The organism is Arthrobacter sp. T572 (assembly GCF_056780115.1).
This window is the reverse complement of record NZ_JBRAZQ010000002.1, coordinates 819255-832429: the sequence shown is the minus strand read 5'-3', so window position 1 is coordinate 832429 and position 13175 is coordinate 819255. Positions and strand designations below refer to the sequence as shown.

The 13175-nt window shown below is 63.7% G+C and carries 12 protein-coding genes and 1 tRNA gene; 6 read left to right on the top strand and 7 right to left on the bottom strand.

Features of this window, described 5'->3' with window-relative positions:
* Positions 1-54: 54 nt before the first annotated feature.
* The 3 genes from ACUYMZ_RS05085 to ACUYMZ_RS05075 all read left to right on the top strand — a co-directional run bounded on the left by ACUYMZ_RS05085 (position 55) and on the right by ACUYMZ_RS05075 (position 4918).
* Entirely contained in the window at positions 55-1551 is a 1497-nt protein-coding gene (locus ACUYMZ_RS05085; protein WP_481602314.1) for an aldehyde dehydrogenase family protein, read from the top strand.
* Positions 1552-3204, top strand: coding sequence for a GMC family oxidoreductase (locus tag ACUYMZ_RS05080; RefSeq protein WP_481602313.1), 1653 nt, complete (start codon positions 1552-1554; stop codon positions 3202-3204).
* Positions 3205-3349: 145 nt separating this feature from the next.
* Positions 3350-4918: an APC family permease gene (locus ACUYMZ_RS05075; protein WP_426007483.1), complete on the top strand. Its 1569-nt coding sequence runs from the start codon at positions 3350-3352 to the stop codon at positions 4916-4918.
* Between the two features lie 120 nt (positions 4919-5038).
* On the opposite strand, the gene ACUYMZ_RS05070 is transcribed toward ACUYMZ_RS05075, so the two are convergent.
* The 7 genes from ACUYMZ_RS05070 to ACUYMZ_RS05040 form a co-directional block, all read right to left on the bottom strand.
* Complete coding sequence (locus ACUYMZ_RS05070; RefSeq protein ID WP_481602312.1) at positions 5039-5878, bottom strand: aldo/keto reductase; 840 nt, start codon at positions 5876-5878, stop codon at positions 5039-5041.
* 137 nt (positions 5879-6015) lie between these two features.
* Positions 6016-6456, bottom strand: coding sequence for a hypothetical protein (locus ACUYMZ_RS05065; RefSeq protein WP_426006034.1), 441 nt, complete (start codon positions 6454-6456; stop codon positions 6016-6018).
* An 8-nt stretch (positions 6457-6464) separates the two neighbouring features.
* On the bottom strand, positions 6465-7109 hold the full coding sequence (locus ACUYMZ_RS05060) for a bacterial proteasome activator family protein (protein ID WP_442424850.1): 645 nt from the start codon (positions 7107-7109) through the stop codon (positions 6465-6467).
* Positions 7110-7199: 90 nt separating this feature from the next.
* Positions 7200-7391 carry a YbdD/YjiX family protein gene (locus tag ACUYMZ_RS05055; protein WP_426006032.1) on the bottom strand — a complete coding sequence of 64 codons (192 nt, stop codon included), beginning with the start codon at positions 7389-7391 and terminating at the stop codon, positions 7200-7202.
* Positions 7391-9661, bottom strand: a complete 2271-nt coding sequence (locus ACUYMZ_RS05050) for a carbon starvation CstA family protein (RefSeq protein ID WP_481602311.1) — start codon at positions 9659-9661, stop codon at positions 7391-7393. Before ACUYMZ_RS05050 ends, ACUYMZ_RS05055 begins: the two co-directional genes overlap by 1 nt.
* Positions 9662-9837: 176 nt before the next feature.
* Complete coding sequence (locus tag ACUYMZ_RS05045; protein ID WP_426006030.1) at positions 9838-10371, bottom strand: PadR family transcriptional regulator; 534 nt, start codon at positions 10369-10371, stop codon at positions 9838-9840.
* Between the two features lie 28 nt (positions 10372-10399).
* Complete coding sequence (locus ACUYMZ_RS05040) at positions 10400-11383, bottom strand: NAD(P)H-quinone oxidoreductase (protein WP_426006029.1); 984 nt, start codon at positions 11381-11383, stop codon at positions 10400-10402.
* A 101-nt stretch (positions 11384-11484) separates the two neighbouring features.
* Here ACUYMZ_RS05040 and ACUYMZ_RS05035 point away from each other — a divergent pair.
* The 3 genes from ACUYMZ_RS05035 (at position 11485) to ACUYMZ_RS05025 (ending at position 13171) form a co-directional block, all read left to right on the top strand.
* Positions 11485-11575 (top strand) — tRNA-Ser (locus ACUYMZ_RS05035).
* Between the two features lie 137 nt (positions 11576-11712).
* A complete protein-coding gene (locus ACUYMZ_RS05030; protein ID WP_481602310.1) occupies positions 11713-12498 on the top strand; it encodes a VOC family protein in 786 nt (261 codons plus the stop codon).
* Positions 12499-12679: 181 nt separating this feature from the next.
* Positions 12680-13171, top strand: a complete 492-nt coding sequence (locus tag ACUYMZ_RS05025; protein ID WP_426006027.1) for a septum formation family protein — start codon at positions 12680-12682, stop codon at positions 13169-13171.
* Positions 13172-13175: the final 4 nt, after the last annotated feature.

Below are 13175 nucleotides of genomic sequence, written 5' to 3'. Positions count from 1 at the left end.
CACCCCAGCCCACGCTCTCAGCCGGGCATTGGCACCCACTACCGAGGGAGAACCATGTCAACAACAGCATCCACGCTCTTCATCAACGGCTCATGGGAGGCGGCCGCCTCCGGTGCCGCACGGGAGATCCGCAATCCGGCAGACGGTGAAGTGGTCGCCACAGTGTCAGAAGGTGGCAAGGAAGACGCCGAACGCGCCATTGCCGCGGCCCGCGCCGCGTTCGACTCCGGAGTCTGGTCCGGAACACCTGCCCCGGAGCGCGGGACGTTCCTCTTGAAAGTCGCAGCCGGACTTCGCGAACACCGCGAAAAGTTCGCCCGCGCCGAGTCGCTGGACACGGGAAAGCGGATCGTGGAGAGCCGCATCGACATCGACGACATCGCAGCCTGCTTCGAGTACTTTGGCCGGCTCGCGGGCCAGCAACCGGGCCGCGTGGTTGACGCCGGGAATCCCGATATCGTCAGCAGGATTGCCTATGAACCCGTAGGCGTGTGCGGCCTCATCACGCCGTGGAACTACCCCCTGCTCCAGGCCGCATGGAAGATCGCCCCGGCCTTGGCGGCCGGCTGCACCTTCGTCCTCAAGCCGGCCGAATTGACTCCGTCCACCAGCATCCTGTGCATGCAGCTCATGAAGGACCTGGGCCTGCCCGACGGCGTCGCGAACCTCGTCACCGGACCCGGACGCAAGGTGGGCGCACCGCTGACGGAACATCCCGACGTCGACCTCGTCTCCTTCACCGGTGGCCTGGAAACCGGCAAGAGCATCGCCGCTGCCGCCGCCGCAACTGTCAAGAAGGTCGCGCTGGAACTCGGCGGCAAGAACCCCAACGTTGTCTTCGCTGACGCGGACTTCGATGCCGCCGTCGACAACGCCCTCAACGGCGCCTTCCTCCACTCAGGCCAGGTCTGCTCGGCAGGTGCCCGGCTGGTGGTGGAGGAGTCCATCGCCGAACGCTTTGTGGACGAGCTGGTGCGCCGCGCCCAGGCGATCCGCTTGGGCGGCCCGTTCGACGAGGACGCCGAAACCGGCCCGCTGATCTCCGCCGAACACCGGGACAAAGTGCACGAGTACGTCCAGCGCGGGATCGCAGAAGGCGCGCGGCTGAGGACCGGCGGTTCCGCACCTGAAGGCGGAAAGTACGACGCCGGGTTCTACTACCAGCCGACCATCCTGGACCGCGTCACCCGGGGAATGTCCGTGGTCACCGATGAGGCGTTCGGCCCGGTGGTGACGGTGGAGACCTTCAACACCGAGGACGAGGCCGTGGCCATCGCCAACGACACCATCTACGGACTGGCCGGAGCAGTCTGGACGCAGGATGCCGGAAAGGCACAGCGCGTGGCAGGCAGGCTGCGCCACGGCACGATCTGGATCAACGACTACCACCCCTACCTCCCCCAGGCGGAGTGGGGCGGGTTCGGCGCATCGGGAGTGGGCCGGGAGCTCGGCCCCACCGGACTGGCCGAGTATCAGGAAGCCAAGCACATCTACCAGAACACCAACCCCCAGGTCACTGGTTGGTTCGCTGACCACGGCAAGGAGAACTAGATGCACTTCGACAACATCGAGAACCTCGGCGAGCGCTCTTTCGACTACATCGTGATCGGCGGCGGGTCCGCCGGGGCAGCGGTAGCCGCCCGGCTGAGCGAGGATCCGGAGGTCACGGTCGCGCTCGTTGAAGCGGGCCCGGACGACCGCAACCTGCCCGAAATCCTGCAGCTGGACCGCTGGATGGAACTCCTTGAATCGGGCTATGACTGGGACTACCCGATCGAACCGCAGGAAAACGGCAATTCCTTCATGCGCCACGCCCGTGCCAAGGTCATGGGCGGCTGCTCCAGCCACAACTCCTGCATCGCCTTCTGGGCTCCCCGCGAGGACCTGGATGAATGGGAATCCAAGTACGGGGCAACGGGATGGAACGCCGATGCCGCCTGGCCGCTGTACAAGCGGTTGGAAACCAACGAAGACGCCGGTCCGGATGCCCCGCACCACGGCAACTCGGGTCCTGTACACCTCATGAACGTCCCTCCAGCCGATCCTGCCGGCGTAGCGTTGCTGGACGCCTGCGAACAGTCGGGCATACCCCGCGCGAAGTTCAACACGGGCGCCACGGTCATCAATGGAGCGAACTTCTTCCAGATCAACCGCCGGGCGGACGGCACGCGCTCCTCCAGCTCAGTGTCCTACATCCACCCGATTATCGACCGGCCCAACTTCACCCTCCTGACCGGTTTGAGGGCCCGGCAACTGGCGTTCGACGCGGACAAGCGCTGCACCGGCGTCGATGTTGTGGACTCCGCTTTTGGCCGCACGCACCGGCTCTCCGTGAACCACGAGGTGATCCTGTCCACCGGCGCAATCGACTCCCCCAAGCTGCTCATGCTGTCCGGTATCGGCCCGGCCGCACACCTTGCCGAACACGGTATTGAAGCACTGGTGGACTCCCCCGGCGTGGGCGAAAACCTGCAGGACCACCCCGAGGGCCTGGTGCAGTTCGAGGCCAAGCGGCCCATGGTGGAAACCTCCACCCAGTGGTGGGAAATCGGTATCTTCACGCCCACGGAGGATGGACTGGACCGCCCCGACCTCATGATGCATTACGGCTCGGTGCCGTTCGACATGAACACCCTCCGCCACGGCTACCCCACCACCGAGAACGGCTTCAGCCTCACCCCGAACGTCACGCACGCCCGCTCCCGCGGCACCGTGCGGCTGCGCAGCCGGGACTTCCGCGACAAGCCCATGGTGGATCCTCGCTACTTCACTGACCCTGAGGGCCACGACATGCGCGTAATGGTTGCCGGCATCCGCAAGGCCCGCGAGATCGCCGCCCAGCCAGCCATGGCTGAGTGGACGGGACGGGAACTCTCACCCGGCATCGATGCGCAAACCGACGAGGAGCTGCAGGACTACATCCGCAAGACCCACAACACGGTCTACCACCCGGTGGGGACCGTTCGGATGGGAGCGTACGACGACGACATGTCACCTTTGGATCCTGCGTTGCGGGTCAAGGGGGTCACCGGACTCCGGGTCGCCGATGCGTCCGTCATGCCGGAGCACGTGACCGTCAACCCCAACATCACCGTCATGATGATCGGCGAGCGCTGCGCCGATTTGATCAAGGCTGCACGTGGCGAGGCCAACGCTGCCGCCGCTACTACCGAAGAGGAGGAATTCACGCCGTCGTACGCCTGAGAAGGGCGCCCTCCGGGGCCCCTTCCATTGGGGGAAACCACCACAGCAAATCCTGATTCGCCGCGCCCCAGGGCGGCCGATCCCATCTTGCTTTTCTGATAAGGAGTCCATAGTGGAACCCAGCAAGAGTAATGATTCAAGCGGCATGGATGAGTTTGGCTATACGCAGACCCTGGACCGCAGCATTGGCAAGTTCGCCAGCTTTGCTGCCGGCGTCAGCTACATCTCCATCCTCACCGGTGTTTTTCAACTGTTCTATTTCGGCTTCTCCATGGCCGGCCCTGCCTATGCGTGGTCCTGGCCAATCGTCTTTGTCGGCCAGCTCATGGTGGCCCTCTGTTTTGCCGAGCTTGCGGGCCGATATCCCGTGGCCGGATCTGTCTATAACTGGGCCAAGCGGCTCGCCTCGGGGACGTCGTCGTGGCTTGCCGGGTGGCTGTTGCTTCTCTCCTCCATCATGGCCCTGGGTTCTGTAGCACTGGCGCTGCAGATCACCCTCCCGCAACTCTGGTCCGGGTTCCAGATCGTGGGGGACGGAACCGGGCCGTTCGACTTCGCCATGAACGGTGTGGTTCTGGCGACGATCATGATCACCATCTCAACGCTGATCAACGCCTTCGGCGTGAAGCTCATGACGCGCATCAACAGCATCGGTGTCTTCGTTGAGCTGATTGCGGCCGTGCTGTTGATCCTTGCGCTTGGCTGGCATGTGGTGCGCGGTCCCGAGGTATTCTTCGATACCGCCGGCTTTGGAGAAGGCACCGACCTGGGCTTCTTCGGTGCCTTCCTTATCGCCGCCATGGCCTCCGGCTACGTGATGTACGGATTCGATACGGCCAGTTCCCTGGGCGAGGAGACGAAGGACCCCAAGAAGACGGCCCCCAAGGCCATCATCCGGGCCGTGACCGCTTCCTTCCTCCTGGGTGGGTTGATCCTGTTCTTCGGCATCCTTGCCGCACCGGACCTCACTGACCCCAAGGTTGGTGCGGCCGATGGCGGGCTCCAGTACATCGTCCTCAGCGTCCTGGGCGGTCCTTTTGGCAAGGCGTTCCTGGCGTGCATTGTGGTCGCTGTGATCGTCTGCACCCTGGCCGTCCATGCAGCGGCGATCCGCATGATGTTCGCCATGGCCCGGGACAACAACCTGCCCTTCAGCCGGCAGCTCAGCAAGGTTGATCCCGTCCGCCGCACCCCCACCGTGGCCGCAATCGTCATTGGAGTGCTTGCCATACTCCCGTTGCTCATCAACGTCATGCAGCCCGCGATCTTCACCATCCTGTCCAGCATCAGCATCGTGCTGATCTATCTGTCCTACCTGCTGGTGACAGTGCCCCTGCTGCGCAAACGGTTCCTGAAGAAGTGGCCCCTTGCCACTGCGGACGGCTCGGAGCCCGGGTTCAGCATGGGCAAGTGGGGGCTGCCGGTGAATATCCTGGCCGTGCTCTGGGGCGGCGCCATGACAATCAACTTGATCTGGCCGCGGCAGGAGATCTACAACTCCGTCCCGCCCTTCGAGTGGTACCTGCAGTGGGGCGGAGTGATCTTCGTGGCCGCCGTGACCGTGGGAGGCGCGCTGCTGTACCTGCTGAAGATCAGGCACCAGACGGGCGTTCTCGCCGAGCACGCCGCAGCGGTCGCGGCCCATCCCTCATCGGGTGAGGAGCCGCAGCCCGCAGGCCAGTCAGCAAACCCGCCCGCCGCCGTCGTGCCTTAACCGGTGGCGCCCTAACAACAAGTGCCCCGCCCCCAACTAGGTCGCAGAAGTGCGCGTTATGAGCCCTCATAACGCGCACAAATGCTACTTAGTTGGGGCGGGGCACTTGCGTGCTGCGGCCTAGGCGAAGTCGGAGACAGCCGGGTCCGGGCCGATACGGCCTTCGGCGCCACGGTCCAGGCCGTTGATGGCCTGGACGTCAGCGTCGTCCAGCTTCACGGAGAGGGCCGCGAAGTTTTCCTGGATACGGGATTCGGTGACGGACTTGGGGATCACCACGTTGCCGATGGCCAGGTGCCAGGCGATAACCACCTGGGCAGGGGTGGCGTGATGCTTTGCGGCAATCTCGGCGACCGTAGCGTTCTCGAGCAGCTCGCCGCCCTGGCCCAGCGGGGACCATGCCTGGGTCAGGATGCCCTTGGAAGCATTGAACTCACGCAGCTCGGACTGGTTGAAGAACGGGTGCAGCTCGATCTGGTTGATGGCCGGGACAACGCCGGTCTCATCGATGATGCGCTGCAGGCCTTCGATGGTGAAGTTGGAAACACCAATGGACTTGACGCGACCGCGCTTCTGCAGCTCGATCAGGGCCTTCCAGGTGTCCACGTATTTGTCCTGCTTGGGCTGCTGCCAGTGGATCAGGTACAGGTCCAGGGTCTCCAGGCCGAGGCGGTCCAGGGATTCCTCGAAGGCAGCAAGAGTGGACTCGTAGCCCTGGTCTGCGTTCCACAGCTTGGTGGTGATGAAGATGTCCTCAGCCGAGAGACCGGAGGAAGCAATGGCACGGCCGACGCCGGCCTCGTTGCCGTAGATCTTGGCGGTGTCGATGTGGCGGAAGCCGGCCTCGAATGCCTGGCGGACAACCTTTTCGGCTACATCGTCTTCAACCTGCCACACCCCGTAGCCGAGCTGGGGAATGGTGTTGCCGTCGATGAAAGTAAGTGTTGGTGAGGAAGTCATGTCTGCCATCCTGCCAGCATGAAGTTGCTCAAAGCACCAAATATTACGAGAATCAGCTATCCGCTTAACTTATTGCTATAGGGGAATAACGGCGCACGCTGGTAGTTGCTTACGCGCCATACCTTGAGGGCGAAGGGTTAGGGGTTGAGTTGACGCTCGGCATCCGACACTTGCTCGAAAACCGACTCCGCACGCCGTCGGACGGACAACGCTCCTACCGGCACGGGGCCAACTGCCAGCCTGAGCATCGCAGCGGCTTCTGCCGTGGTGGCCAGTGAATTACCGGCCTTGGACAACGCGCGATGCACCCCTGCCAAGGAGCCGGGCACATCCAGGCCATCGCTGGGAGCGCGTTTCTGGGCCTCCACACAGACAGCCCTGACCCGCGGCAGCAGTTCGGCCAGCTGGTTGGCGACGTCCACAAGTTCTCCGTAGAGCTGGTCGTCATCCACGCCTTCAAGTACCTGGTGGTACCGGTCCAGGCCACGGTGAAAGCGGTCATGGGCCCGGCGCCAAAGCCCCTTGCCGAGCTCGAGATCGTCCTTCCGCCCTTGCCGGACGGCCCCAAAGAAACCCACGGATCAGCTCAGAGGTACTGGCCCGGACCGTGGTCGGGGTCCTCCGGGCGGGCCTGCTGTGCAGCCCCAGGTGCCGGAGCACGCTGGGGCTGGCCGTTCTCGCCGATGACAATGCCAGGGGCTATCACCGTGCCGGGCGGAAGCTGGCGCAGCTGCATTTGTGCGGCCGCGTGGCTCTGGGCCGCCTGCTGGGCGGCGATAGCCGCCTGGATGCCGTGGAACAAGCCTTCCAGCCAACCAACCAACTGTGCCTGGGCGATGCGCAGTTCCGCGTCGGACGGAGCCTTCTCCTCAGGGAAGGGAAGGCTGATGCGCTCAAGCTCCTCGATGAGCTCGGGAGCCAGCCCGTCCTCGAGTTCCTTGATGGAGCGTTCGTGAATTTCAGCCAGCCGGCCACGCGCGGCATCATCCAATGGCGCGCTTTTGACCTCTTCCAGCAACTGTCGGACCATGGTGCCGATCCGCATGACCTTCGCGGGCTCGTCAACAAGTTCCTGAAGCTTGGTTCCCCTGGGCTTGGTTTCTTCCACCGAAGTTTCCTGCGGGGCCGGGCCGGCGCCGGAGGTGGCAGTGTCCTGGTCCAGGGTTGTCCCCTCTACAGGCGTGTCGTCCGAAGCCGCAACCTCAGGCTGGGTGTTGTTCAGATCGCTCATGCGTTTCATACTCTCACGTGGTTCACGCCGGCCGGCCGCCGGGGCCGGATTTTGGACTTCGTTCGTAGCGAAACCCGCATCCGGACCCGGTCAGCAGCACCTGCCCTGCGGATTGGTGTCCTGGCGGTCCATCCGGTCCCGCCAGAACTCGCGTTCAGTCATGGCAGGACCGGAATGTCCGGTGTTCTCGAAATGCTCCAAGTACTTCTGGTAGGCGTCCGCACCCATCAAGGCGCGCATGTACGCGGAGAAGTCCTTCAAGCCCTTCGTGATTGCGTTCATCAGTGGTGTGCTGCCTTCTGGAGGCGCTTTTCCGGCGGCAGGGCGTTCCACTGGGCCAGCAGTTCTTTCTCCGCCGGGCTGGCAATCAAACCTGCGGGTGCATAGACCTTGGATGGCACTGCCGGGTCTTCGTGGTCGTGGCCTCCACCTGTACGGAAAGCCCGCACGGTGGCCAGGATGGCAGTCACAATCACGATGATGCTCAGGGTCACGAAGATGACCGAGAGGACGCCCTGGATCATGGTGTTGCGGACCACGGCTTCCATGGCAGCCACGGTCTTCGCGGTTCCGAACTCGGTCTTCCCTTCTGCCAGTGCCTTGCTGAACGCGGCGTTGTTGGCGAAGTAGCCTACAGCTGGAACGGAGGAGAAGATCTTGTGGAAACTCGCCGTAATGGTCACTACGGCTGCAAAAGCCAGCGGGACTGCCGGGATCCACAGGTAACGGAACGCTCCGCGCTTGGCCGCGATGGCCAGGCATACTGCCAGGGCAATGGCTGCCAGCAACTGGTTGGCAATACCAAACAGCGGGAACAGCGTATTGATGCCGCCCAGGGGGTCCGTGACGCCCATGAGCAGTACCGCTCCCCAGGCACCGACCATGATGGCGGTGCACAGCCAGGCACCCGGGCGCCAGGAGGCTTCCTTGAACTTGGGGATGAAGTTGCCGATCGAGTCCTGCAGCATGAAGCGCGCAACGCGTGTGCCGGCGTCCACTGCGGTCAGGATAAACAGTGCCTCGAACATGATCGCGAAGTGGTACCAGAACGCCATCATGCCCGGGCCGCCGATGAACTGCTGCATGATGTGCGCCAGGCCGACAGCCAGGGTCGGGGCACCGCCTGAGCGGGAGATGATGCTTTCCTCCCCTACGTCCGTGGCAGTCTGGGCCAGGACATCGGGAGTGATGTTGACGTTGGCCAGCCCGAGGCTGTTCACCCACTGGGCAGCCGATTCCACGGTGCCGCCCGTGAGGGCCAGTGGTGCGTTCACGGCGAAGTAGATGCCTCGGTCAATCGAGATCGCCGCAACCAGCGCCATGATGGCCACGAAGGACTCCATGAGCATGCCGCCATACCCGATGAACCGAGTCTGCCGTTCCTTCTCGATCAGCTTGGGCGTGGTGCCGGAGGAAATCAGGGCGTGGAAGCCGGACAACGCACCACACGCGATGGTCACGAAAAGGAACGGGAACAGTGCACCGGAGAAGACGGGACCGTTCTCCCGGCTGGCAAACTCACTGAACGCAGGAACGTTGATCTCCGGGCGGACCACGATGATGGCCACTGCCAGCATCACGATCACGCCGATCTTCATGAACGTGGACAGGTAGTCACGCGGAGCAAGGAGCAGCCAGACGGGCAGGATCGCGGCGATGAAACCGTAGACGATGATGCCCCACGCGATCGTGACCTTATCCAGGTGGAAGAACGCCGCACCCCATTCCGTCCCGGCCACGGCACCGCCGCCGATGATGGCTGCCATCAGCAGGACGAAGCCGATGATGGAAACCTCCATCACCTTGCCCGGACGAATGAAGCGCAGGTACACACCCATGAACAGCGCAATCGGAATGGTCATGCCCACGGAGAACACACCCCACGGGCTCTCACCCAGGGCGTTGACAACCACCAGGGCCAGGATGGCCACGATGATGATCATGATCAGCAAGGTGGCGATCAGGGCGGCGGTGCCGCCAATGACGCCAAGTTCCTCGCGGGCCATCTGGCCCAGCGACCGGCCGCCGCGCCGCATCGAGAAGAACATCACCAGATAGTCCTGCACGGCACCGGCAAGAACGACGCCGATAATGATCCAGATAGTGCCCGGGAGGTAGCCCATCTGGGCCGCGATAACCGGACCCACCAGCGGACCCGCCCCTGCAATGGCCGCGAAATGATGGCCAAAGAGGACGTTCCGGTCCGTGCGGACATAGTCCTTGCCGTCGGCCTTGTACTCGGCCGGGGTGGCCCTGCGGTCATCGGGCTTGAGGAGGTACCGCTCAATCACCTTGGAGTAGAACCGGTAGCCGATCAGGTACGTACAGACGGCCGCGAAAACGAACCAAATGGCATTGACCGTCTCTCCCCGGACCAGGGCCAGCATGACCCACGCAACGCCGCCCAGCAGGGCAATTGCTATCCAGAGTCCGATCTTGGCCGGGGTCCATTTGCGGTCCTCGGCCTCAAGGACGGAATCGTCCACGGCCGGTGGCGGCAGGCTTGGGTCCAGCCCTTCCGCCGTGATGGCCTTGCCAGGGATCTTGTCCATGTCTCCTCCTTGAGAGCTGCGGGTGGGTGCTTCAAGCACCCTAGCAACGCGCACGGACAGGAAAGAAGGACCCACGCCAACCACCGCCTAACACGCGGTAAACGGTTGCTCCCGTGCGGCAGGCGTGTGCGGCAGGCGTGTGCGGCAGCGGTATCCCGGGCCACGGTCACGGGAAGTCAGGACTGGGCCCGAGCCTGCACCATCCGTGCTTCGCACAGGTCAAGCCAGCGGACTTCCGCCTCTGCCTGGAAGATCAGAGAATCAAGGACCAAAAGCATCGCGGTATCTGCGGTTTTGGGGTGTGTGGACAAGCTCTTCCGTGCCAGCGTGTGCTCCTGGAGGGCCCGGACGGAAACCTCACGCTGGGACTGGATCACGGCCGACGCATCCACCCCCGGCAAGGTAACGGCGAGCGCCAGCTTGATCGCGATTTCGTTCCGGGGCGGATTGCCCCGCTCCACGGCCCCCGCAAACCAGTCCCCGACTGCCTCAACCCCCGCGTCGGTGATGCTGTAGACCACGTGCCCGCCGCCGTCGTCGCCGTCCTTGCTGACCAGGCCGTCGCGCTCGAGCCGGTCCAGTGTCGTATAGACCTGGCCGATGTTCAGTGGCCAGGCCGCGCCAGTACGGTCCTCGAATTCCACGCGCAACTCATAGCCATACCGGGGCCGGTCCTGCAGCAGGGCCAGCAAACTGTGCCGGATGGACATGAGCCTCCTTCCTCCTGGGCGTGCGCGGTCAGGCGAGCAGCAGGACCTTCCCTACGTGCTCGCCGGAGTCGAAGTATTCATGGGCTTCCCGTACCTGGTCCAGGGGAAAGGTCCTGGCTACCAGCGGCTTGATCCGGCCATCGGCGAGCATGGGCCACACGGACTCCCGCACTGCGGACATGATGATGCCCTTTTCCGCGACGGGACGCGGACGCAGCGCCGTTCCGATAACTGCGGCGCGCTTGCTGAGCAGTTGACCAAGGTTGATCTCCGCAGTGGTGCCGCCCTGCAGCCCGATGACGATCAGCCTGCCGTAGTCGGCGAGCGCATCAAGGTTCTGCTGGAGGTACTTGGCGCCCACGACGTCGAGGATCACGTCGGCGCCCCGCCCGCCGTTTTGTGCCTTGAGGCTCTCCGGAAAGTTCTCCTCGGAGTAGTTGATCGCGATGTCGGCACCGAGGAAGGCCTTGGCGGTGCCTGCCTTCTCGTCAGTGCCCGCAGTGGCGGCAACGTTGGCGCCGTAGGCCTTGGCGAGTTGGATGGCCATGGTTCCGATGCCGCCCGTGGCTCCGTGGACCAGGACGGTCTCACCGGGCTGCAGTTGCGCAGTCATGATGAGGTTGGAGTACACGGTTGCCGCGGTCTCGGGCAGGGACGCGGCCGTGATGAGGTCGACGCCTTCGGGCAGGCGAAGCACCTGTTCGGCGGGAACAGCCACTTGCTGTGCGTAGCCGCCTCCGGCGAGCAGCGCTACGACTTTGTCGCCGAGGGAGAATGCCTTGGTCACGCCGGGCCCGAACGCCGCGATGCGCCCGGAGACTTCCAGCCCCGGAATGTCGGACGCGCCGGGAGGCGGCGGGTAGAAGCCGCGGCGTTGCTGCACGTCAGCGCGGTTCAGGCCGGCAGCTACGACGTCGATCAGCACCTCGCCCTCGCCGGGCACCGGAGCCGGTACGTCCCGGACCTCAAGGACCTCAGGTCCGCCCGGTTCTGAGATGTAGACGGCTTTCATGACGAACTCCCGGTTTCTTGCTGGTCCTGCAGGGCCGGGGCGGGGCCTGCGGGACGTGATGTTTTGGTAGAGCCAACTCCCTATGAAACACTACTAGGCAGGGAAGGTTGTCCGAGCGGCCTAAGGAGCTGGTCTTGAAAACCAGTGTGCGGTAACCCCGTACCAAGGGTTCAAATCCCTTACCTTCCGCCAGGCAAATGCCCGGGTCCATGGACCCGGGCATTTTTTGTTGAAAAAGTGTCAGAGCCCCCGCATAGTGTTCTTCGTGTCTCCACCACTACACCATCAGCCGCGGAGTAAGCCGCGGCCTGACTACAGGAGCTCTGCACATGCCTACGCCTGATATCACTGCCGGTTCACCGTGTTGGATCGATCTGATGACGTCCGATCCTGAGAAAGCGAAATCGTTCTACAACGCGCTCTTCGGCTGGACCTACGAGACTGGAGACCAGGAAAAGTACGGCGGCTACATCACGGCTTCCAAGGACGGAAAGCTCGTAGCCGGAATCATGCAGAAGCAGGAAGACATGGGCGCCATGCCGGACCTCTGGTCCACCTACCTGCGTACGGATGACATCAAGGCCACCACCGAGGCCGCCGCCGCGAACGGGGGCCAGGTCTTCCTGGAGCCGATGGAGGTTCCGGAGCAGGGCAGCATGGCCATGTATGGAGACTCTTCAGGAGCCTCCGTCGGAGCCTGGCAATTCGGAGAGATGAAGGGCTATGAGATCGCAGCGGAGCCCGGCACGCCGGCCTGGCACGAACTGTTGTCCAAGGACTACGAGTCCGCGGTGTCGTTCTACCAGAACGTCTTCGGCTGGCAAACGGAGGTCATGAGTGACACCCCGGAATTCCGGTACACGACGCTGGGGGCCGGAGACAATGCCAAGGCCGGCATCATGGACGCCTCCGGTTTCCTCCCGGAGCAGGTCCCGTCCATGTGGAGCGTCTATTTCGCTGTCGAGGACACGGACGCCACCGTGGAGAAGGCACTGGCTTTGGGCGCCACGGTCACCCAAGCTGCCGAGGACACACCGTTCGGACGTTTGGCCACGCTGACGGACCCGACGGGTGCCGTGTTCAAGGTGATCCAGGACCTGGGTCCCACGCCTTAGACTTTGATTTTCGGGTCGCGTCGGCCGCCCCCTACCCAAGGGCGGCCGGCACGGTCTGCCCGTTGCCGATCCTGGGGGATCGTTCGGCACGGGTGCCTGTATCCGGTCCCTCATCGACCGACCACGTGTGCCGGATCTCAGTCCGGACCGATGTGGTCCTTCTGGGGAACGAGGACCGGAAATGCTCCACCTTTCACAAACCATCAAAGCCGCAGCCGTGCTGGGCGCTGCCGCTTTGGCGCTGGCAGGCTGTGCCTTCATCAGCAGCGGGGATGCCAAAAGAGACGAGTCGGGCCGGCCGACGGAGACCTCGATTGCGGACGCTTTCAAGGTCAAGGTGGGCGATTGCATCGCCGAGCCCGACGGCACCGAAGTCAAGGACGTAGCCGTCATCCCCTGCGGACAGAGCCACGATCTTGAGGCTTACGCCGCCAAGAACATCGTGGCCGACGCCTATCCCGGCCAGTCCGAGGTGGAGGCTCAGTCCGAGGATTTCTGTGGAGCCGAGTTCGCCACGTTCGTAGGCCTGCCCTTCGACCAATCGTCCCTGGAACTGACGTACTTCTACCCCACCAGTGAGACCTGGAAGGCCAACGACCGCGAGATCGTCTGCCTCATCGGTGGTGCCGCAGGGGAACCAACCACTGGTTCCTTGAAGGGGGCCGCCAAGTAAGTTT

Excerpts from the sequence above, each read along its gene's own strand:
- ACUYMZ_RS05085 (WP_481602314.1), top strand. The coding sequence starts at position 55 with ATGTCAACAACAGCATCCACGCTCTTCATCAACGGCTCATGGGAGGCG.
- ACUYMZ_RS05080 (WP_481602313.1), top strand. The coding sequence starts at position 1,552 with ATGCACTTCGACAACATCGAGAACCTCGGCGAGCGCTCTTTCGACTAC.
- ACUYMZ_RS05075 (WP_426007483.1), top strand. The coding sequence starts at position 3,350 with ATGGATGAGTTTGGCTATACGCAGACCCTGGACCGCAGCATTGGCAAG.
- ACUYMZ_RS05070 (WP_481602312.1), bottom strand. The coding sequence starts at position 5,878 with ATGACTTCCTCACCAACACTTACTTTCATCGACGGCAACACCATTCCC.
- ACUYMZ_RS05060 (WP_442424850.1), bottom strand. The coding sequence starts at position 7,109 with ATGAGCGATCTGAACAACACCCAGCCTGAGGTTGCGGCTTCGGACGAC.
- ACUYMZ_RS05055 (WP_426006032.1), bottom strand. The coding sequence starts at position 7,391 with ATGAACGCAATCACGAAGGGCTTGAAGGACTTCTCCGCGTACATGCGC.
- ACUYMZ_RS05050 (WP_481602311.1), bottom strand. The coding sequence starts at position 9,661 with ATGGACAAGATCCCTGGCAAGGCCATCACGGCGGAAGGGCTGGACCCA.
- ACUYMZ_RS05045 (WP_426006030.1), bottom strand. The coding sequence starts at position 10,371 with ATGTCCATCCGGCACAGTTTGCTGGCCCTGCTGCAGGACCGGCCCCGG.
- ACUYMZ_RS05040 (WP_426006029.1), bottom strand. The coding sequence starts at position 11,383 with ATGAAAGCCGTCTACATCTCAGAACCGGGCGGACCTGAGGTCCTTGAG.
- ACUYMZ_RS05030 (WP_481602310.1), top strand. The coding sequence starts at position 11,713 with ATGCCTACGCCTGATATCACTGCCGGTTCACCGTGTTGGATCGATCTG.
- ACUYMZ_RS05025 (WP_426006027.1), top strand. The coding sequence starts at position 12,680 with ATGCTCCACCTTTCACAAACCATCAAAGCCGCAGCCGTGCTGGGCGCT.